We start from the raw sequence: 20436 nt of genomic DNA, 5'->3' as shown, positions 1-20436 counted from the left end.
TGACAGATATTTATGATATATGCTCAAGAAAAAAAACGTCCTGTATTTGCATAGATATCTTCACCCTATTATACTTTCAAGGAGTTCTTGGGCGCTCAGGGAATAAAAGGCGGCGTGCAGTTTTTGCTTTTCGATGAGAGCGGCCAGGGCCTGCTTTTCGTAAGGGATGCCGCATAGGGCTTTTTCCACGGCTTCTATATCGCCCGAAGCGAAAAAATCGCCGTATATTTTGCACGCTTCGATTATGCCCTTGTTTACCGACAGGTTCACGCTGATTCCGCCCGAAGCAAAGCGTTTTTTGCGCTCTATATTAAAGGCGGGGGAAGTGCCGTAATTCCATTCCCATGTGCGGAATTTTGTATCGGCAATTTTTTCGATACGCAGAATGTCGCCGGCAGAGGGGCGGTACACCGAGGCTCCCGTTTGTAAAATGCTTTGTACCATAAAGTCACGAAAAGCACTTTCGTCCATCGGAGTTTTCAAATGGTCGGCAATCCGCGTAACCCGCTCGCGCACCGACTTAATCCCTTTTGAAACGATTTTATCGTCGGAAACGCTGATACTTTTTACCAACGCTTCCAAATCGGTTGCAAAAAGAATGGAACCGTGATGTACCATCGCATTTTGCCTTCGGAATTGGGCGTTTCCCGAAACCTTTTTGCCTTCGATAAACAAATCGTTGCGCCCGCCGAATTCCGCCCGTATGCCCGCCCTTTGCAGAGCCTCTACAACCGGCTCGGTAAAGCGGCGGAATTCGCAAGCGTTTTTATCGTAGTTTTTTACAATAAACGAAAACTGCCAGGTTTTTTCGTCGGTGTAAATAGTACCGCCTCCCGAATTGCGGCGCACAATGTGCAAAACGTTTTGCTCGGCATAGGAAGTATTTATTTCTTCAACCGTATTTTGAAAGCGCCCTATCATCAAGGTGGGCTTTGTGCGCCAAAACATAAAAAGATTGTCGTCGCCTATATCCTTTTCGCTCATAAAGTATTCTTCGGCGGCAAAGTTAAAACAGGGGTCGGTGTTATCGTGTTCGATATAAGTCATACTTCCGTTCCCGGCTCAGCAAGCACAGGCTGCATCGGAGTTTTGTACATGTTCGTGTGTACAAATGCTTTCGTTTCCGCACAACGCTTCCGAAGCATTGTAAGAACTGCGCACAAAGGGAGCGCTTGCAACGTAACGGAAGCCCTTTTTAAGGCCGATTTTTTTGTATTCTGCAAACTGCTCGGGCCTTACGTATTCCGTAACTTCGATATGTGCCGCCGAAGGGCGTAAATATTGGCCGATTGTCATAATGTCGCAGCCCGCTTCCCGCACATCGTCCATAAGCTTTAAAACCTCATCGCTCGTTTCGCCCAAGCCGACCATAATCCCCGTTTTGGTAAAAATATCCGGATAATTCCGCTTTGCATATGCCAAAACTTTTAACGAACGCTCATAGCGGGCTTGCGGGCGCACGGAAGGGTAGAGGCGCTCGATCGTTTCGACATTGTGATTCAATACATCCGGGCGGGCTTGCAAAACCCTGTCCAAAAGCTCTTTTTTTGCGTGCATATCGGGAATAAGCACTTCAACTTTTACACCGGGGCATAAAGAGTGAATTGCTTCTATTGTTTGCGCAAAGTGCTCGGCCCCCTCGTCGGGTAAATCGTCGCGCGTAACGCTTGTAATAACCGCATATTTAAGGCGCAGTTTTTGTACCGCCTCGGCAACGTGAAGGGGCTCGTCTTTATCGACGGGCGAGGGGGGAGCGCACTCCACATTGCAAAAGCGGCAGTTTCTCGTACACTGTCTGCCCAAAATCATAAAGGTTGCCGTTCCCTTTTTATAGCACTCGCAGAGGTTGGGGCAGGCGGCCTCCTTGCACACCGTATTCAGCGAAAGCTCTTTCATCAACAAAGCGACTTCGGAAAGGTCGGTTTCGCGGTACTTTATTTTTAACCATTCGGGCTTTTTTAAATCCATACAAACCTTAAAAACAAACTTAAAAAAAAGGGCGGCACCGTTTTTCGGAAAACCGCCCGAGGACAAAAAGCGTTTTCTTTGTCCGGCTTTTATCTTTATTCTACACCCTGCAAATCTTCCGTTTTAAGCAGTTTTGCAAAACCGTAAGTATCGGTTACCATAACTCCTTCGGGGGTAACGGTAATCGGAGTACCGGCAATAACGGGAACGTTCGATTTTAAAACCTGCTTTAAATTCGCATCGTATTTTGCCGCAACATAGTTTTTACCGTCTTGAATAACCACATAGTAAAACTCGCCTTCTTTTACCAGTACCGAATCGGTTGCAAGCGTTTCTTCGCTTTGAGCGATTATTTCCATATTTTTGGCATCGAGTTTTACCAATCTGACCGCCGCATTGCCGCCGGTCTTTCCCGCTACGGCAATATAATCTTTGCCGGAAGGATAGATAACACGGTTGCGGATAACGGTTACCGGCGATTCTTTTACCGTGCGGCCGGTTTTTGTATCGACTAAAACCATAGCGGAAAGCCGTTCTCTTTCGTCGGTAATTTTAAGACCGTAAGCCGCTTTTATAACCGAATCCAAACCCGCACTTTCGCGGATAAGCTGCTGTTGGTCTTTTGCAATTTCTATCCGTTCTTTTTGAGCTTCGGTTTGCTTTTTATCCGCTATTATTTGTTCCGTTTCGGCTCTTTTTTCCAGCGTGCGGGCTTTTTTTTCGGCTTCGGCCGTTTTTTCTTCTTGCTTTACCAACTCTTTTTGCTTTGTTTCGGCTTTTTTTTGCGCTTCTTTATCGCCGGGTTTTGCTTCGGCTTCTTTTTTAGCCTGTACCGCTTCTTTTTTTATTTCTTCCGTTTTTTTCTTTTCTACGGCCGCTTCTTTTTTAGCTTCTACGGCTTTTTTTTGCGCTTGTTCGGCTTTTATCTGTGATTTTTCGGCTTCTTTTTCTTTTATCGTAACCATACTTTTACGTTCATCGATACTTTTATCCGGCTCTTTTTTCATCGATTCGATAACCTTTGAGTCCGAAATAACGCTTGTTTCTATGGTTCCGAGTCCCTTTGCCTGTATGTCGGATAAGGGAATGACAATCTGCGTTTTTCCCGGCCATTCTTCATAATTGAGCGCTAAACCGGCTTTATCCTTGGTCAAATGCTTGGTAACAACCGTTTTATATTTTTGATTAAACGCATCCATGTTGCCGCGGTATACGGCATTGTATACGGTAACAAAAACCGCCAAAGTTTCGGCATCTTTTCGGCTGTAGCCGTATGCGCCTTCCAAATAAGCGGCTATAATGCGCCGGACATTATCTATATGGTCTACGATAGCCCGCTCGCCTAAAATCAATATGTCGGCATCGAGTTTTTCTTTAACCGACGGATCTACCGCATGGATAACATAGTAACGAGCCGACTGTCCGGCCGTACTTTCCCGTTGCGGATTTTGCATAACGGCACCGGCCAAACCGCTTCCGATGCTTCGAATTTGATCCGCCGTATTTATAATTTGATGCGGCCCCGAATAGTTTATAAATACTACGGAAGCGGCGGAACCGGCCGATTCTATTTCGGCTCTGTCAACTTCCAAAGCATTCAGCATTACTGAGAAAAAAACAAAGACACTCAACAAAAACATGTATTTTTTCATCATATCCTCCGAATCCGGAACTGCCGCAAAAATCCGTCGGTTTTCGGACACCCGGCTTATACAGTCTTATATAGTATAATGCAAAAATCGCTAAAATGCCAACCCTTTTTTACTGTTCCAGCGCTATAAAGCGCAGCATAACAGCCCGTACCTTGTTTTGAACGCTGCCGCTTTTGCCCGATGTAAGCATATCGGATAATACGGCTTTACCCCGTTTGATAAAAGCCGGCCGCCCCATGTAACGGCACAGCGCATATACGGCTTCGGCAAGTTCCACAAGAACGGGGTCGGGCAAAACCGTTTTTTTTGTCGCATACAAGTGTTCTATGGCTTCAAGCATTTTGCCGTCCGGATCGTAGCCAATAGAACCTGCACAACGCATAGCGGCGGCAAGCAAAACGGGTTCTTCTTCGTTTTTCAAAAACAGGGGAACGGCATAGTTAAAATCGGTTGTTTCGAATTGCGCCATAAGTGCGAGCGTTGTCGTTTTTTCTACGGTATCCGTACTGCGGCGGTTCGGCAAAAGATAATCTTCCGCATATGAGTTCAGTGCGTTTTGTATACGCTTTTTATACCCGTATTCTTTTACGCCGTAATTTCCCGCCCTTAAATGCTCGGCAACATCCGCATTTTTTTCGTAACGTGCGCTGCGGACGGCTTGTTCGGTTTCTTTTGCTAAACGCTCTATCGTATTGGTAAAACCCGCATAGTTTTGTATGCGGTAGGGTTCAAAGTCGTAAATCGGCGGCTTTATGTTTTCGTTTTTATTTTTTAAATCATAGGCCGACACAACCCAGTTTTTACCGCAGACAATTAAGTGGAGTGTGGACGTAATGAGCGGAAAGCGCGAATCCGCCGCCGTTTTTATTTCCCGTTCCCACAGCAAGCGCTGCGGCGCTTTGTCAGCTTTGTCGTTATTTTTGCTTTCGTCTTTTTTATCGCGTTTATCGCGGTTTGTTCCTCCGTTTTTTGCACCGCCGTTCGATTTTTTTTCATTTTGTTCCGGGATTCCGGCTGCCGTATAAGATGCCGCATAGGTACCCGAAGGTGCAGTGTGCGCAAACAGGTAAGAATCCGTGTCGTAGGCCGCAAAAAAGTTTTCTCCCGGTTTTAAGCGGCTGTTTTGTGCACTCCATAAAACGGAACGTTTTTGAAAATCGTATTCGCACAAAGTAAAATCGGAATACAAAACGCAAAACCCCTGACTGCCCGGTATAATTAAACCGGGAACGGATCCGCTTTTTTGCGGAGGAATTGACCACAGCGTTTTTGTTACCGACTTTAAAACCGAAGCGCAGCCGACCGTCCCCGTTTTAAAGCCGAGTATAAGGCCGCTTTCGTGCGAGGCTAGACATGAAATTTCGGCGGTAAAAACGATATCTTCAATCAATTCTCCGTAGGGTGATATGCGGATTCCCATACTTGCACCGTTTTTTTTCGCTTCGGGAATATACAGAACGCTTCCGTCGTTCATTTCCTGTAAAGCGAAACGGCCGGCTTGCGGAAGAGAAAGCGTCCATTTTTTTGTTCCCTGCGTTCCGTAACAGCTGAGCGAATTTTTCCCGGCTATAAACACCCTGCCGTCGCGGCCGCATAAGGGGTCGCTTACGGCTTTTTCTTCCAATACTGTTTGCCACAGCATAATGCCGTCGGGATTGTACAGCGCAAGCTTTGTGCCGTCTTCGGACACAAGATATATAAAATTGTAAGCGCTTACGGTAAACCATGCCGAAGGCGAATCGGGTAAACTGCGCCGCCAAATAACCGTTCCGTTTCCCGTACATGCGCTTAAGATTTTTCCTTCGCTTAAGCCGACAAAACCGTAGCTCGTACGCTTCGGAGAAGAAACGGCATCGCCCCCTAAAACCGATTGCCACAACGGTTTCGAAGCGTCGTCGGCTCCGGCGGTTTTCGCCTTGCCTTTGTTTGAAGGCGTTTGTCCGAAGACAAAAACCGCAGCGGCGCAAAATAAAAAAAGAATCGGATACCGTTTTACGGTTTGAACAGCCGCTTTCATATATCACTCCTGCCGCTTTTTTCGGCGGATTTTGCCGTGCAGTTCAAAAAAGCAAGCGTTTCTATATGCGATGTGTGCGGATAAAAATCGAGCATATATAATTTTTCGATTGTATAGCCGGCTTGAGCCAAGCGTTTTAAATCGCGGGCATGAGTTGCAGGGTCGCACGACAGTGAGCGGATAAGCGGCGGTTTATGCATACACAAATAATCGGTTACTTCTTTTTCCATTCCCGTGCGCGGCGGGTCTATAATAACCGCGTCAAAACGCCCCGCCGCATTTTTGCGTCTTATCTGTTCGAGTGCCCAGTCGCGGCCGCGCTTTACCTGTACGGATAAAGCGCATTGTATGCCGTTTTCCCTGTAATTTTGCTTTGCAAACGACACGGAACGTTTATCGGATTCCACAATTGTTACCGAAGTAAAGTGCGCGGCCGCAAAAAGCGATAAAATCCCCGTTCCGCCGTACATATCCAAGAGGCGTTCGCCGCATAAACCGCCGCTTATAAGGCTTAAGGTTTTTTCAAGCATGGGCATATTTGACTGAAAAAAGCCGTTTACGTCAAAAGCAATCCTTTTACCCGCAATTTTCATTGTACATATGCTCGAATTACCGCTTGCACATACAACCTTATGTATATCCGCCGGCTTTTTTCCCGAGCGGGAAAAATCGGCGTCGATAAGGCGCTCGTCGGCAAAAACGTTTACGCGCTTTGAAAAATCGCTTTGTTTTAAAAGTCCGTTTTGTAAAAAGGTTCTTAACGGCTTTACCGCGCAGGGACAATCGTCAAGAGGTACGACAGTATGTGAATTGCGCTCTTTTAATCCGCCCTCATAAAATTGGAACCTGCTGCGGTATTCGGTATCGGGGCCGAAAACGGTGTGTACGGGAGGAAAACCGATACCGTCTTTACCGAATGAACGCTGCATTATGTCTTCCACAATACTTTTTTTTAATTCTACCTGATATGCATAGTCCGCATATTGAAAATTACAGCCGCCGCAACGGCCGTAAAGCGGGCAAAAGGGAGGTATGCGGTGTTTTGACGCTTTTAAAACCCTCGTTACGACAGCTTTGTCGTAGTCTTTTTTTGAATCGACGATATCTATTTCGACAGTTTCTCCGGGCAATGCCCCGGACGGATATAACGCGTGCGGCGTTTTGTCGGCGGCTTTATCGATTTTATACGTATTTTGACCGATAAAAACGGTTTTTCCGTCGATTTTTCCGATACAATCTCCCCCAAAAACCGCTTTTTGTGCTATAATTTCAATCACGGATACAGTATAACAAAAATACCGCTGCGAGTCAAAAACCGTAAACGGAGGGGGCTATGAAAATCAATACAAAAAGCGACTTTGTCGCTATGGATGACGGTGCGCGCCTTGCACTGCATACATGGATTCCGGAAATCGGAATACGGTATGTTGTAGTTATAAGCCACGGTATGGCCGAATATGCGCTGCGTTACGACCGTTTTGCACGTTTTTTAGCCGAAAACGGTATTGCGGTTTATGCGCACGATCACCGCGGACACGGAAAAACCGCTGTTTGTGAAGACGATTTGGGCTTTTTAGCCGAAAAAGACGGATTTCAGCGGGTTGTTTCGGATTTGCGCCGCATTATACAAAAAAGCCGCCTCGATTTTCCGCAGGCTAAAATTATCCTGTTCGGACACTCGTTCGGTTCGTTTGTCGCGCAGTCTTTTATCGAGCAGTTTTCAAACGAAATAGACGCATGCATTTTATCCGGAACTGCAGGGCCGCGCTTAGCATTGAGCATTGCCGGCAACCGTATTGCCGCTGCGGTAAAATGTTTTAAAGGCTCCCGTTACCGCTCAAAATTTTTGGATAAGCTCAGTTTTTCGTCTTATTTGGACAGAATTCCCGAATCCGAAAAAAACAGTCCCTTTGCATGGCTTTCGCGCGATAAAGATCAGGTAAAAAAATACGAAGCCGACCCTCTGTGCGGTTTTTTGTGTACGGCGGGCTTTTTTTACGATTTAACCGCAGGTTTAAGCCGTATTCACCGCAAAAAAAACATGGCGGGTATCAGAGGCGATTTGCCCGTTTTTTTATTTGCCGGAACGGCGGATCCCGTCGGCGGCTATACAAAAACAATCCGTGCTTTGGCTGCCGTATACCGTAAAAACGGTATACAAGATGTGAGCGAAAAATATTACGAGGACGGACGGCACGAAATGCTTAACGAACTGAATTACGATGAAGTATACGCCGATATTTTTTCGTGGATTACATCTCATTAAAAATTAACAAAAGGCGTACAATTTCGAAAAAACCATACTTGACCTGCAATGCTTTTTTGCTCTATTATTAAACGGTGTTATTCCGATATACAGCAAATAAAAACGGCCGGCCCGTAAAAACCGCCGTCATCTACACCGAAACGGAACATTGTTTAAAAAAAACCGCTATAGATCCTGACGCTTTGTGGATAATCCGTCAATTAAAAAGTCACGGATTCGAATCTTATATTGTCGGCGGAGCCGTGCGCGACTTATTATTGCACAAAACGCCTAAAGACTTTGATTTGGTTACAAACGCCACTCCCGCCCGTATAAAAAAAATATTCCGCAATTCATGTATTATCGGAAAACGCTTCCGTATTGTGCACGTTTTTTTTGGTCCGAAAATATTTGAAGTAACGACATTCCGTTCTTTTGCCGAAGGTAAAACGGTCGGTAATACGTTCGGGACAATTGAAGAAGACGTTCATCGCAGAGATTTTACTTTAAATGCATTGTATTACGATCCTGCAAAAAACCATATTATAGATTATGTAGGCGGCGTAAAAGATATATGCGCAAAAAGGGTTGTACCGATAATTCCTTTAAAACAAATCTTTGAAGAAGATCCGGTGCGAATGCTGCGGGCAATAAAATATGCGGCGTCAACAGGTTTTAAAATGCCGTTTTTGCTGCGGCGTAAAATAAGCGCATCTTCACATTTATTATCGCCGGTATCGCCCTCGCGCCTAACCGAAGAATTGCTGAAAATAATCAATTCCGGCCAAGCCTATGATATCGTATCCATGTGTGTAGAAACGGGCCTCTACATGTATTTACAGCCTGCCGCCGCCGTGCTGATTACCGAAAAAAAAGACTTTGCACAAAATTATATGCAGGGCTTAAAAGAACTTGACGAGCTTCAGCATGCGGATCCGGATATGCGTTTGGGAAACAAATTGGTTTTTTTAATCCGCGATTTTATCGACCTGTTGGAAGATTGGGAACGGTACAGTGCCGAAAAAACACCGGCTGCCGAACTTTATAAGTTTGCGTGGAAAGAGTGCAGGAACTTTGTGCTTCCTATGAATCCGCAGCGCACCGAATTGGAATATGCGGTACGGCTTTGTCTAAAAAAACGGGGAATACCGGTAAAAAGTCAAAAAAAGACGGCTAAGACAAAAAAAGCAAAATCGGTACCGGGCAATGCCAATACTTAATTTTTACTGTGTAATAGGTACATCCGGCACATCCCGTGCTCTCTTTTTGCCCTTGCATTATATGAAATAGTGAGTTAGAATATTCTATAGTCGTTACAATCAGGCACTCAATTTTATGTTCCGCACGGCTGAAATTACATAAGGAGGGCCTTATGATAAGATCCGACAACACAGTAACCGTCTACAAAAGTAGGCGAGTGGGGCAAAAAAGCAGCTTCAGCTTAGGAATTGCGGCACTTACAGTGTTTTGCGCAGCAGTCTTTACAATCTTTTTAACCTCCTGCCCCAATGCGGCCGGAGGCGGTTCGGGCGGCCCGACAGTTCCTGCCGTTCCCGATTCTTTTGTGCACATTCCCGAGGTCACTATTACCGGAAAAAATCCTGCTTATGAATTGCCGGGATCTGAAGATTATTGGAAGGGTGTTTTTATACAAGGCCGGACGGTGAAGTTAAGCGCCTATGCCCTTTTAAAGACGGAAGTTCCCTATTCGTTATGGAAAGAAGTGTACGACTGGGCGGTACGACCTGAAAACGGGTATACGTTTGCCAATGAGGGGAAAAAGGGTAGTGACGGAAGCGGCAGCGACAACGAGCCTGTAACCAAGGTTTCTTGGCGGGACTGTATTGTATGGTGCAATGCCTATACACAAAAAGAAAAGGGAATAGACGCATGTGTATACCAAAAAAGTTCTGCCGACACTACCGTATTAAAGGATGCAACAGAACACACTGGAGAAGGATCAGACGCAGTGTATGCGTGTGATAAAGCCTATGCCGATATGGCTAAAAAAGGCTTTAGACTTCCTACCGAAGCCGAATGGGAATATGCCGCCCGCTGGCAGGGAACAAATAAAACAAATGCCGAGCAATACGGCTCTGTTTGGCTTACAAACTTAAACAGTGCAAGCGGAGCTAAAGACAAGTGGAACACGGCCGAAACGGGTGAAGTAGCATGGTATTCCGCTAATTCCGGAAGTAAAACGCATCCCGTGGGAAAAAAAAGACCCAATTACTTAGGCCTATACGACATGTCGGGAAATGTGTCCGAGTGGTGCTGGGATTTGGACGCTGATGTAACGGCAGGGAATGAAACGGATCCTGTAGGTAGCTCTTCGGGTTTTTACCGTGTGATCCGCGGCGGCCATTGGGAAAACGAATCCGAATTCTGCACTGTAGGCTTTAGGAGCAACCTCGGCCACACCGTCACGGATACCCGCCAAGGCTTCCGCTTGGCTTATCGGCACTAGAGGGGGGTCAAAAATGTACATCCGTGTACATTTTTGAGCTGCGAGTGTTTTTGCCTCGCAAAAAACTCGTAAGTATGGAACAGCCGGCATCCGTGCCGATTCGGCAACCTAAGCCGCCCGCTGCAGCGAAACCGAACAGGCAAAATGTTTTGGTGCCCTGCTTTTACCGCGATATTTTATCGACAATAATATTTACGCTTTCAATAAGAATTCCCGTATAGCGTTCGATATTTTGTATAACGTATTTTTGTAAATTATGAATTTTCCCGGCCAATTCCGTCCCGAAGGGGACATCGGTTGTAATAACCAGTTTATAGCCCTGTGCGTTTGTTTTTATTGCAAGTTTTTTAATTTTTATTTCGGGGTCGAATTCGCTGACACAGTGCATAACCATTTGGGTGAGGGCGGCTTCCGAAATACTTACCCTGCCTTTTTTTGAAAATTCGGGACGCACTACCGATTTTTCATATACCTTTGTATTGGTTCCCGAAGGTTTTTCTTTGCGTGCAAGTTTTATTCTGATGGAATCGTAAAAGATTTGCGGGTAACTGCGTTTAATTTGCAATGAAGGAACGGGTATAACATGCTTCCCTTCGATATGGCGCGAGCGTATCGCAAGCTCTATTTCTTCTTTTGTGGCGATGTCTTCGATTTTTATAATTTTGGAAGGCGGCGGAACTTGTAAGCGCATTGCTATTTTTAAAACCATTTTTTCGGATGTGCCCAAAATAAGCAAGCGCCGTATATCCTCTTTTTTTAAAGCACGCGCAATTTCATCCCGATGTTCTTTATCGTCAAACACGGCGGTTCTGACCGCCGCCAAAAAGGTTTTTTCGCGCTTTGCCGAATGTCCCGCTAAAATTTTATCGTCCTGAATAAGTAAACCGTCATCGATGATTGCATTGATATCGTATTTTTGCGCCAGCAGTTTGGCTCGAAAACTTTTTCCCGTTCCGCTTTCTCCTACAAGAGCAAATACCGTAATTCCTTTGAAAAAAGAAAAAATATCATCAATAAATTTCATCGGTATCAGTATACGTTGAAAGCTTAAAGGCGGGCAAGTACTTTTCAATAAATTGTCGAAAAAAAGGGGGCAGCGGTGCCGATATTTTAGGCGGTAAGCCCAAAGGATTGTCTTTTTCGAAGCCTAATGTATATGCATGTAAAAAAAGCCGCTGTCCGGCACTGTCGGGAAACGAAAAAAAAGAGGCGCCGTATGCGGTATCTCCCAAAAGGGGATAACCGCAAAAAGCGGCTTGAGAACGTATTTGGTGCATTTTTCCGGTTTGTATGCCGACCGATACGAGCGTCAATTCTTTTTTACCGAACATACCGTATGCAAGCGGATGTACTTCGGTTTGTGCACGATTTTTGCTCATACTTCCCCGCATATCGGTGCTGCAATCCCCGTTTGTCCCTTTTGTCCCGTGTACGGTTACGGTATTAAAACCCGCACGGCTGTTTTTTGCGGTATGTTTTTCGATATAGTGTTCCCAAATGCTGTTTTGAGTCAGCCTTCCTTCAAGCACGGTAATATATTTTTTTTGTATTCTGTGTTCCGCCAGCGCTTTTGAAAACCATCGGGCGCCCGACAAACTTTGCGAAAAAACAAGCAAGCCCGTTGTTCTGCGGTCAAGGCGGTGAAGGGGACCGGGTACAAACGAAAGGGAATGCTGCGAATTCTGTACCGAATTTTCAGCATATTCTTTTTTTATACGTTCGTCCGCACAGGGAATACGCGGATTTCCGCCTTGTACGGGCACTCCGTAAGCTTTGTTTACAATCCGTATATGTTCGTTTATAAAAATGTCGGTAAATAATGTGTGCGGAGCATCCGCTGAAAAACAGGCCGAATCCGATACGGAACCGTGTTGTAAAAGCGGTACAAGCGTTTTATCGATATCAAGCCGATCTCCTTTTTGCACGCGGTATGAGGCGTCTTTTTTTTCTCCGTTTATTTTAATGCAGCCGTTTCGTATACTTTTGTGTATAAGACTGAGTGGAAGGTGTTTTAGAAATTTTCGGGCAATACGTTCCAGCCTTCTGTTTTCATCATCATCCGTTATAAAAAAATATTCAAAAACCATTTTTATAAGTATACCAACTCATAAATTTTTTGCCTACTAGACAAAAAACGGTATACGGGTACAATAAGAATCGATATGTTTTTAACAATGCGGGAACAATTATATATTTTTTGTATCAATCCTGTGTTTTTATCGGCCGTATTCAGTTGGCTGTCCGCACAGTTTATAAAAACGGTTATTAAACTTTTAACGGGGAAGGTTTCGGATTTTAAAGAACTTATAGCCTTACTCGTGTGGCGCACCGGCGGTATGCCTTCAAGCCATTCTGCCCTTGTGTGTGCGTTAACCGCTTCAATAGGCTTTCATTCGGGCATGAATTCCGATGTATTCGTATTATCCTGCTGTTTTACACTGGTTGTTATCCGCGATGCGGTCGGTGTGCGGCGGGCAAGCGGATTACAAGCCCGTGCTTTAAATGAAATAGGAAAAAAACTTCATAAAAAGGATATTATAGAATTTCAAGCGGTAAAAGAAGTTCACGGTCATAAACCTTTGGAAGTATTTGTCGGTTGTCTTTTAGGACTGTTCACAGGAACCGCTTTTTCAGTGCTTTAGAAAATTTCCCTCCGATGAAAGAAAAAACCTTTATTATTACGGCTTTTATATGTTTTTTCGCTTGTATGTTCGTACTGTTTTTTTTCCGCACCCTTCCTGCGGTTAAAATATGGCAGTCCTACAGTGTCGTATATGTGGAAAAACAAGAGCGCGTTGAAGATATACTCGATTTGTTTGCACAAGAGGGTATAACGGGCGTTTTATCGGCGACGCACACAGGCTTTCCGCCTCTTTCACCCTTTGCTCCCGTTCAATACAACGATAAAGCCGATACCGTTTTTTCGTATGAGGATTTGCAAAATCTGTTTTTTTCGGATAAGTCGGATGCTTTTCGCTTGTATTATATCCCCGAACAATATAAAGAAAAAGCCGTTAAAGTGCTGAAAACGCTTCCGGTAACATGGGGTATCGACGGAAGCGGCGCTGCACGCTCTGCGGTATTCGCGGCCGTTTTTTTGCTTTTTTTATGTTTTGCCGCTTTTGCAAAAAAGCGTTTGTTTTTTATATCTTCGTTTTTTCCGCTGGTGTGCTATGCGGCGGCGGTTCCCTTGTATCACAGTGCGGCCTTTGTATGCCTTTGCGGATACGGTTTGTTTATTATCCAAAAATTTTGGCATAGACGCGGTTTTTTCGGCGAACCTGTCATACACAGTGTTTTTGTATCGTCGTTTGTTTTATTGTGCATATCCGCCGCTTTTTCGGGATTGCGCCAATTTTTGCTTTTGTGCGCCGCTATAGGCGCATCATGTTCGCTCACATACCTCTTTTTGAAAATCGATGTTTTTTTACGCAGCCGTAAATCGTTTGTTCCCGTACCCATTGCTCCCGCCCGTACAATACCCGTGCGCGATGTATTATGCCTGCGTTTTGCCCTTATTCCGGCTTTATGCGTGTCGTTTTTTATGATTATGGTAATTTATAAACCGCTCGGTGTATCGGGCAAAAAAGTAAAAAACCTGTATATTCCTTTTCCGGTACATAAAACGGCACAAAAAGATTTTTCGTCTACATCATACACACGTGTTTTATCATATGACACGGAAAACCGTTTGCCGGATTTAACCGATTTTGTCCATAGGTTTTGGTTCACTCATACTTATCCGTTTCGAAGGCTCGAAAAAACCGGCGTAGAAAAAACGTATGTGCTGCCTGCCATCGGTGAAAAAGTCGAATATGCGGATTATAAAAAAATCGGAAACGAATTAAAAGAAGTTCGGGTTACCGCCGCAGTATTCGATGCCGAATATATTGCACACATAATCGACCTTATAGGTAAAACACAAGCAAACGGCGGTGCGGAAATGCTGCTGGCAAAACAAAACGGATTCTTACGTACCGCCTATGCACGATCCGACAGTATAAAAAGCGGTTCATCCGTTTTTATCTTTACCCTCGCGGCGTTTATCTATATACTGTCGATACTCAGTGCATTGGGAATAAAGAGGCTGATATAATGACAGAAAAAAAAGAACGTTTTAATTTTCCCCGTTACGAATATATGTGTTTGCATCCCGCTTATATACCGAATGCCGTTTTTGTTTCTTTGGAGCAAGGCGGCGGCGTATCAAAACCGCTGGTTAAACCCGGCGACAGCGTATTTGAAGGACAAACAATCGCCTCCGGATATAAAACATCGGTTCCCGTTCATGCACCTATTCCCGGAACCGTAATCGACATAACGGAACGGACAATGCCTGACGGAAAAAACGCCGAATGTATTTGCATTGCATTTAAAGGCAGTTTTAATTTTGAAGGAAAAAACTGTAGTGCAAATCTGCACTGGAATAAACAATCGGCACATAAACTTATTTCGCAAATACGTCATAACGGAATAATCAATACCTTCGATACGGGAAACGCTTCTTTGGCATGGCAAATGGAAAAATGTTCGGCTTCTCCCGTGTTGGGTGTGCGTTTATTCGACTTCGATCCGAGCTGTTTTGTTGACGGTTTTATATCTTCTTTTTTTATCGATGAAGTATTGCAGGGCGTACTGATTTGTGCAACGGCAATGCAGGCAAAGTCCGTCGTTTTTTTTTACAGCGCATCGGATTTTGTACTGCCCGATAAAGAAAAAACGGATGCCTATTTTAATAAAATCTCATATTCGTTTATAAAAACGGATACACGTTTTTATCCGTCCGGATCGGAACGGGTATTGCAAAAAATCGTAAAAAAAACGCCGCCGGTGCAAAATGCGGTATCGTCCGTCAATCTTTTTATAGACAGCAGAACGGCATTCAGTGTGTATAAGTGTATCGTTTTGTCTATGAGCCTTACCGACACAATCATTGAGGTAAACGGACAAGCTTTGCATGAAAGCAAAATGCTTAAAGTTAAAATAGGAACTCCGATACGCCGGCTTTTGGAAGAGTGCGGCGGCTGCGAAAAACCGCCGGCAAAAATCGTCATAAACGGATTGATAAAAGGAACTGCCGTTTGCGATTTGGATATTCCCGTTACAAAATATGTAAAAACGATTACCCTGCTTGCAGCCACCGATCTTCCGGATCAAACGGTATCGCAGTGTATACACTGCGGTTTTTGCCGAAAAGCCTGTCCGCTCGGTATTCAACCCGACCGTATATACAGTCACTATACAAACAAAGCGCCGCTTGAACCGGATATTTTATTGTCGGCGCATTTGTGCGACAATTGTGCGCTTTGCAATGCCGCTTGTCCGGCACGGCTTCCCCTATATCAAACAGTATCAACATATAAGGAAAAAAAATAATGCGGCGAACATATGATTTTATCACATTGGATCCCTTTTGCAGCTCAAGCCCGTCGGTTACAGACATTATTAAAATGAGCCTCGTCGTTCTTTTGCCGCAAATTGTAATGTTATTTATTACAAAAAGCTATGCTTCGTTATATATAATTTTATGCAGTATCATTGCGGCATTGCTTTCTCAAATATGCTTTGCTCTTATGCAAAAAACAAAGGCGTTTTTTGCATGGCCTCCCGTTTTGCAAGCCGTTCTTGTCGGTTTATTTTTACCGGCATCTTATCCTTTGCCCTTTATTTTTTGTACCGTTTTTTGTGTTCTTTTTTTGCAAAATATCATTTTCGGCACCTTTGCCCAATCCTGGGCAAATACGGTTGCCGTAACCGTGATACTATTATATTTGATGAATCCGCAGCCATTTTCTTCCTCTTTACCTTCTTATGAATATTTTACATATACAAACGCCGCTTCCCGTTTGTATTCGGAAGGAATATTGCAGCCCGTTTCCTTTGACATCGTGTTTACCGATTTTTTAAACACAATGTTTTATTCTTTAGGCATATCAGTTCCGGAGGGATACATAAGTTTACTGTGGGATTCTCAGTCAATGATCCCCGCTTTTCGTTTTAATATATTGACTTTGGCGGCATCCCTTGTACTTGTATCGTATCAAGCCGCCGATGCGGTTTGTTCTTATGTATTTTTGTTTGTGTACGGTTTTTTAGTGCGCATATTCAGTCTATACCCCTACGGCGGCATGTTCGGCGGCGGCGACATGTTGCTTGCCCTTTGTACAAGCGGTACTTTGTTTACGGCCTTTTTTATTTTGGGATGGTTCGGTACCGTTCCGCAAACCTTTGCGGGCAAATGCATATACGGTATGCTCGGCGGTATCCTGATGTTTTGTATTTGCGGCGGGGGCATGTCTTCTGCGGGTGCAATATTTACCGTTATGATGTTAAACGTTATTTCCCCCGCAATCCAATATATCGAAGATACCGTATATGGTATACAGCTCGGCAAAATCCTTACACATGCAGGTATAAAAGAGGCGAGTCATGAATAAAAAAGAAATATATAAACTGTCTTGCTTTGCGTTTGCTTTTTTGATTTTGTCCGCCGTTTTGGCTGTCATATACATTCAAGCGGAAAAAATCAAAACAAAAAAACTGGGCGATGAAATTCAAAAGCTTTTGACTTCACAAGGATACCCCGATTTCGTTGCCGACCACCTTATTCTAAAAACTCCCGCACAAACAAGTACGGTTATGTTCGCCCTTAAAAACAAATCAGGCAAAAAGTCGGGCTTTGTATGCTTAATACGGATTACCGGTATATGCGGCCCCGTACCGGCAGTTTTTGTATGTGATGCGGATAAAAACATAGGTTTTGTCGGAATACCGGGAGAGGGAATGCTTACAAAAGAAGTATGCGCTCTAACGGATATGCAGGTTTCCTATTGGACTTCCCGCATAAGCACCTTTGCGGAGGTTTTAGAAAAATGACAAAAAAAGCTTCTTTTTTATTTACCGCTTTATGTTTAAGCCTTTTTGTCCCGGTTCCTCCCCGTTTAGGTTTCGGACTTGTTGTTTTATTGTATGCAAATATCATCGTCTTTGCAGTGCTGTTTTTACATGCTTTAATCGATTATTTGAATATTAAAAAATATAAAAATCCGGCGGCAATGACCGGAACTTTGGGTATTACCATGCTTTTATATGCGTTGCTTACCGTATGGTCTCCGATAATTGCGTTTACCTTGGGTTTTATTATATATATTATTCCCGTATCCTTGTTTATGAGTAACGGCTTTTTTAAATCCGAATATCCTACTTTAAAACAAACTGCATACGCAAGTCTTAAAGATGCTGCGGTATTAAGCGTTTTAGGTATTTTATTTTTTACTATACGGGAAATACTTGCATACGGAACGCTTTCCGTACCGAGTTCAAACGGATTAAGGGTAATTACTGTTATAGGCTATATTCACGCCCATCCCGTATTTTTTTGGGCAACCGTACCCGGCGCACTTGTTATTTTGGCGGGATTGCTCGGTGTTTTATCCTTTATGTACCGCAGATATGCAAAAGGGGAGGATGCGCAATGATTATTCGTTCGTTTTTTATGTACGGCATACTTTGTATCGTACCCATTATATACGGAATCGGTATAAAAAAACTCTTATATACAAATTACAGTCTTAATTACCTTGTATTGTCCGGTATAAAATCCGCTTGTACCGCAGTATCCGCCATTCTTGCCACATGGTTTTTGGCTTTGAATTTACTTGCGCCGTATTCGCTTGCGGTTCTTTTTCCGTTTTTTACCGTAGCGATAAGTTTTCTTTTTTCATTTATATTCGATAAGATAATCAACATATGTTTTAAAATAAAAACCGAAGAATTCGATATAGCTTTTTTATCGGTTATTTTAGCCGTCAGCGAGGGTTTTACGCTTAAACAAACCCTTATTATAGCCGTCATTTGCGTATTGTCCTTTTATTTACTGTATCCGCTTCTTGCAGCTATCCGCAAACGCTTGCGCATAACGAATACGGATCCGGCTTTTGCCGATAATATTATGATTTTTCTTACGCTTGCACTTATAAGTTGCGGATTTTACGGATGGAATTTGTCTTGGCTGAATCCTGAAATATTTAAATAAAAAAAAGCAAGAAAAAACAAAAAAAAGTGTAAAATCCACTTTAAAAAAATAAAATATTGATATACCATGTAAGAATATGGGCGTTGTAAAAATATGCTTTGTATTATCTTTCAGTATATCCGGCAGCGAACTGCCGGAAAATATTGAAGATTTATATCAAAAAAAATATAAAAAAATCCTCAGCTTTTTATATGCCCATCCGGACATGTGCGTTTCCCTGTTTGTTCCCGGACTCATTTTGGAATGGATTGAAAAAAAACACGAAGAAATCATATCGATTTGTTCGGAAATGGTAAACCGCAGACAAATTGAAGTACTCGGCGGCGGCTACTATGAACCCTTATTTCCTCTTTTGCTCCCCGCAGACCGTTCGGCGCAAATTGAAGCGCTTATAACGGCTATACGAAAAGCAGCCGGTAAAAGACCGCGGGGTGTTTTTTTAACCGAAAGCGTATGGGATCCTTCCCTTATTTCAACTTTTAATACGTGCGGTATTGAATATACATTGCTCGACAGCCGCCTTATTCCGAAAAGTCAATTCCGGCCGGTTTCCACTTTTTCGCCCCTCCTTATGGAAGAGATGGGAAAAACGACAACCGTTATTCCTTTGCACCAAAGCAGCTTACCGCGTATCGAACAAAGTCCGCAGGAATATTTGAATTTCACCCATACGATTGCCGAATCCGGAGAATCATCGATTTTAGCATGCGTATTTTCTCCGAAAAATTTTCTCAATCTTTTGGAAGCAAAATGGTTCGAACATTTTTTAAACTTGCTTAAAGAAGATACCGTCACTTCTTTATCTCTTCCTCAGCTTTATTTAAAACAATCCCGCACCCGTTTTCGCACATATATTCCGGCCGGCTGTATGTCGGATGCGGCGCTATGGACATTGGAACCCTTTGTACCGCATACGAGGGTTTTTACCGAGGCGATACGGCCTACCGTAAAAGATTTTTTAACCGTATATCCGGAAGCCCGCAATTTATATTCGCGCATGATGTACGTAAGTATGCTTATAAATCAATGCCGCGGCGATAAGGTACGAAAAAAAGCCGCAAAAGAACACTTACATGCGGCACAAAACTTTGCTCCCTACATCTATGTGGGAAGCGGCGGAATAAGCAATAAAGAATTGCGCTGTAAAACCTATCGGCGCTTACTTACTGCGGAAAAACTGGTGCGCGAAGCAACGGGATTTCAAGAAAATGCCAGCGCCTTCGACTTTAATATGTCCGGTAAAAGAGATTTTTTATGCTGTTTTGAAAATTTTAACGCTTTTTTCGATTTGCAAGGCGGAATATTGTTTGAGCTTGATATTATGCACAATGCATCGAATTATTGTCTTGCCGCACAGTATTGTCTTCAGAATTCGGAAAAAATCGCTTATCCGAAAAAAATGTTTATCGATCATTTATGGGATAAAGCCGATTTTGATAATTTTACTTCCGGTAAAACCGGTTCTTCTATTTTTGCCGCCGAAGAATATAAAGAAATATCTTTTAACCGATCTAAAAAAGAAATGCGCTTGCAAACTTCCGCCGTATGGGGAAAAATGCAGATACCGGTAAGTTTGAAAAAAAATTATGCCGTAACCGCCAATAATATTTTTTGTCAATATATTTTAAAAAACGAAGGAAGCGTTCCTTTAAAAGCACGGTTTGCCGTCGAGCATAATATATCTTTACCCGGCAGCGACGTACAAGTATTAAATGCCGAAATTGTTGTAAACGATGTGCGGGAAAATCCCCTGACCGACCGCCAATATATACGCCAGTCAGGAATCTCCTTTGTGCAGCTTACCGATACCGCTTCGGAAATCAATTTTATTTTCGAACCGAACGAATCCTGCGGCTTTTATTTGGAACCCTTTTATACATCCGTACATTCGGACGACGGAAGTACGCTTACACAATACGAAGCGCACACTTGCGCCTTTTACTGGGATATAGAGCTTCTTCCCGGCATGGAAACGGAAAAAATCCTTAATTTAACGATAAAAGCGCCTAAAAAAAATACGGTTGCAAAAAAGCCCAAAAAACGCTAAACTGT

At 43.6% G+C, this 20436-nt stretch carries 18 protein-coding genes; 11 read left to right on the top strand and 7 right to left on the bottom strand.

Going from position 1 to position 20436, the window contains the following annotated elements:
- Positions 1-60: 60 nt before the first annotated feature.
- The 5 genes from H0R92_RS00665 to H0R92_RS00645 all read right to left on the bottom strand — a co-directional run bounded on the left by H0R92_RS00665 (position 61) and on the right by H0R92_RS00645 (position 6914).
- Positions 61-1047, bottom strand: a complete 987-nt coding sequence (locus tag H0R92_RS00665) for a lipoate--protein ligase (RefSeq protein WP_432960135.1) — start codon at positions 1045-1047, stop codon at positions 61-63.
- Between the two features lie 15 nt (positions 1048-1062).
- Entirely contained in the window at positions 1063-1968 is a 906-nt protein-coding gene (lipA, locus tag H0R92_RS00660; RefSeq protein ID WP_432960133.1) for a lipoyl synthase, read from the bottom strand.
- A 95-nt stretch (positions 1969-2063) separates the two neighbouring features.
- Complete coding sequence (locus tag H0R92_RS00655; RefSeq protein ID WP_432960132.1) at positions 2064-3623, bottom strand: P83/100 family protein; 1560 nt, start codon at positions 3621-3623, stop codon at positions 2064-2066.
- A 106-nt stretch (positions 3624-3729) separates the two neighbouring features.
- On the bottom strand, positions 3730-5637 hold the full coding sequence (locus tag H0R92_RS00650) for a PQQ-binding-like beta-propeller repeat protein (RefSeq protein WP_432960130.1): 1908 nt from the start codon (positions 5635-5637) through the stop codon (positions 3730-3732).
- Positions 5634-6914, bottom strand: coding sequence for a class I SAM-dependent RNA methyltransferase (locus H0R92_RS00645; protein ID WP_432960128.1), 1281 nt, complete (start codon positions 6912-6914; stop codon positions 5634-5636). The genes H0R92_RS00650 and H0R92_RS00645 overlap by 4 nt, the downstream gene beginning before the upstream one ends.
- Positions 6915-6970: 56 nt before the next feature.
- Between H0R92_RS00645 and H0R92_RS00640 the strand changes: the two genes are divergently transcribed.
- The 3 genes from H0R92_RS00640 (at position 6971) to H0R92_RS00630 (ending at position 10349) form a co-directional block, all read left to right on the top strand.
- Positions 6971-7903, top strand: a complete 933-nt coding sequence (locus tag H0R92_RS00640; RefSeq protein ID WP_432960126.1) for an alpha/beta hydrolase — start codon at positions 6971-6973, stop codon at positions 7901-7903.
- A gap of 74 nt (positions 7904-7977) precedes the next feature.
- Positions 7978-9102: a polynucleotide adenylyltransferase PcnB gene (pcnB, locus tag H0R92_RS00635; RefSeq protein WP_432960124.1), complete on the top strand. Its 1125-nt coding sequence runs from the start codon at positions 7978-7980 to the stop codon at positions 9100-9102.
- Between the two features lie 152 nt (positions 9103-9254).
- Positions 9255-10349: a formylglycine-generating enzyme family protein gene (locus H0R92_RS00630; RefSeq protein WP_432960122.1), complete on the top strand. Its 1095-nt coding sequence runs from the start codon at positions 9255-9257 to the stop codon at positions 10347-10349.
- 163 nt (positions 10350-10512) lie between these two features.
- On the opposite strand, the gene H0R92_RS00625 is transcribed toward H0R92_RS00630, so the two are convergent.
- Together H0R92_RS00625 and H0R92_RS00620 are read right to left on the bottom strand one after the other, a co-directional pair.
- Positions 10513-11373, bottom strand: coding sequence for a hypothetical protein (locus tag H0R92_RS00625; RefSeq protein WP_432960120.1), 861 nt, complete (start codon positions 11371-11373; stop codon positions 10513-10515).
- A complete protein-coding gene (locus tag H0R92_RS00620) occupies positions 11360-12436 on the bottom strand; it encodes an RluA family pseudouridine synthase (RefSeq protein WP_432960118.1) in 1077 nt (358 codons plus the stop codon). Before H0R92_RS00620 ends, H0R92_RS00625 begins: the two co-directional genes overlap by 14 nt.
- Before the next feature lie 75 nt (positions 12437-12511).
- On the opposite strand from H0R92_RS00620, the gene H0R92_RS00615 reads away from it, so the two are divergent.
- The 8 genes from H0R92_RS00615 to H0R92_RS00580 all read left to right on the top strand — a co-directional run bounded on the left by H0R92_RS00615 (position 12512) and on the right by H0R92_RS00580 (position 20431).
- Positions 12512-12991, top strand: a complete 480-nt coding sequence (locus tag H0R92_RS00615) for a divergent PAP2 family protein (protein ID WP_432960116.1) — start codon at positions 12512-12514, stop codon at positions 12989-12991.
- Positions 12992-13005: 14 nt separating this feature from the next.
- Positions 13006-14445, top strand: coding sequence for a hypothetical protein (locus H0R92_RS00610; protein WP_432960114.1), 1440 nt, complete (start codon positions 13006-13008; stop codon positions 14443-14445).
- Positions 14445-15725 carry a 4Fe-4S dicluster domain-containing protein gene (locus H0R92_RS00605; RefSeq protein ID WP_432960112.1) on the top strand — a complete coding sequence of 427 codons (1281 nt, stop codon included), beginning with the start codon at positions 14445-14447 and terminating at the stop codon, positions 15723-15725. Before H0R92_RS00610 ends, H0R92_RS00605 begins: the two co-directional genes overlap by 1 nt.
- Positions 15725-16786, top strand: a complete 1062-nt coding sequence (locus H0R92_RS00600; RefSeq protein ID WP_432960110.1) for an RnfABCDGE type electron transport complex subunit D — start codon at positions 15725-15727, stop codon at positions 16784-16786. The genes H0R92_RS00605 and H0R92_RS00600 overlap by 1 nt, the downstream gene beginning before the upstream one ends.
- Positions 16779-17225: a hypothetical protein gene (locus H0R92_RS00595; protein WP_432960108.1), complete on the top strand. Its 447-nt coding sequence runs from the start codon at positions 16779-16781 to the stop codon at positions 17223-17225. The genes H0R92_RS00600 and H0R92_RS00595 overlap by 8 nt, the downstream gene beginning before the upstream one ends.
- Positions 17222-17827, top strand: a complete 606-nt coding sequence (locus tag H0R92_RS00590) for a hypothetical protein (protein ID WP_432960106.1) — start codon at positions 17222-17224, stop codon at positions 17825-17827. The genes H0R92_RS00595 and H0R92_RS00590 overlap by 4 nt, the downstream gene beginning before the upstream one ends.
- The gene (locus H0R92_RS00585) at positions 17824-18384 is read left to right on the top strand and encodes a hypothetical protein (RefSeq protein ID WP_432960104.1); all 561 of its coding nucleotides are present in this window, start codon (positions 17824-17826) and stop codon (positions 18382-18384) included. Before H0R92_RS00590 ends, H0R92_RS00585 begins: the two co-directional genes overlap by 4 nt.
- A 76-nt stretch (positions 18385-18460) precedes the next feature.
- The gene (locus H0R92_RS00580; protein WP_432960102.1) at positions 18461-20431 is read left to right on the top strand and encodes an alpha-amylase/4-alpha-glucanotransferase domain-containing protein; all 1971 of its coding nucleotides are present in this window, start codon (positions 18461-18463) and stop codon (positions 20429-20431) included.
- The last annotated feature ends 5 nt before the right edge of the window (positions 20432-20436 follow it).

The sequence above is a fragment of the Treponema sp. OMZ 840 genome, assembly GCF_050937815.1.
Taxonomy (GTDB): Bacteria; Spirochaetota; Spirochaetia; order Treponematales; family Treponemataceae; genus Treponema_C.
The sequence above is the reverse complement of the archived record's forward strand: the minus strand, read 5'-3'. Positions and strand labels throughout refer to the sequence as shown.

Excerpts from the sequence above, each read along its gene's own strand:
- lipA (WP_432960133.1), bottom strand. The coding sequence starts at position 1,968 with ATGGATTTAAAAAAGCCCGAATGGTTAAAAATAAAGTACCGCGAAACC.
- H0R92_RS00640 (WP_432960126.1), top strand. The coding sequence starts at position 6,971 with ATGAAAATCAATACAAAAAGCGACTTTGTCGCTATGGATGACGGTGCG.
- H0R92_RS00595 (WP_432960108.1), top strand. The coding sequence starts at position 16,779 with ATGAATAAAAAAGAAATATATAAACTGTCTTGCTTTGCGTTTGCTTTT.
- H0R92_RS00600 (WP_432960110.1), top strand. The coding sequence starts at position 15,725 with ATGCGGCGAACATATGATTTTATCACATTGGATCCCTTTTGCAGCTCA.
- H0R92_RS00630 (WP_432960122.1), top strand. The coding sequence starts at position 9,255 with ATGATAAGATCCGACAACACAGTAACCGTCTACAAAAGTAGGCGAGTG.
- H0R92_RS00650 (WP_432960130.1), bottom strand. The coding sequence starts at position 5,637 with ATGAAAGCGGCTGTTCAAACCGTAAAACGGTATCCGATTCTTTTTTTA.
- H0R92_RS00625 (WP_432960120.1), bottom strand. The coding sequence starts at position 11,373 with ATGAAATTTATTGATGATATTTTTTCTTTTTTCAAAGGAATTACGGTA.
- H0R92_RS00655 (WP_432960132.1), bottom strand. The coding sequence starts at position 3,623 with ATGATGAAAAAATACATGTTTTTGTTGAGTGTCTTTGTTTTTTTCTCA.
- H0R92_RS00590 (WP_432960106.1), top strand. The coding sequence starts at position 17,222 with ATGACAAAAAAAGCTTCTTTTTTATTTACCGCTTTATGTTTAAGCCTT.
- H0R92_RS00665 (WP_432960135.1), bottom strand. The coding sequence starts at position 1,047 with ATGACTTATATCGAACACGATAACACCGACCCCTGTTTTAACTTTGCC.
- H0R92_RS00615 (WP_432960116.1), top strand. The coding sequence starts at position 12,512 with ATGTTTTTAACAATGCGGGAACAATTATATATTTTTTGTATCAATCCT.
- H0R92_RS00610 (WP_432960114.1), top strand. The coding sequence starts at position 13,006 with ATGAAAGAAAAAACCTTTATTATTACGGCTTTTATATGTTTTTTCGCT.
- H0R92_RS00585 (WP_432960104.1), top strand. The coding sequence starts at position 17,824 with ATGATTATTCGTTCGTTTTTTATGTACGGCATACTTTGTATCGTACCC.
- H0R92_RS00620 (WP_432960118.1), bottom strand. The coding sequence starts at position 12,436 with ATGGTTTTTGAATATTTTTTTATAACGGATGATGATGAAAACAGAAGG.
- H0R92_RS00605 (WP_432960112.1), top strand. The coding sequence starts at position 14,445 with ATGACAGAAAAAAAAGAACGTTTTAATTTTCCCCGTTACGAATATATG.
- H0R92_RS00580 (WP_432960102.1), top strand. The coding sequence starts at position 18,461 with ATGGGCGTTGTAAAAATATGCTTTGTATTATCTTTCAGTATATCCGGC.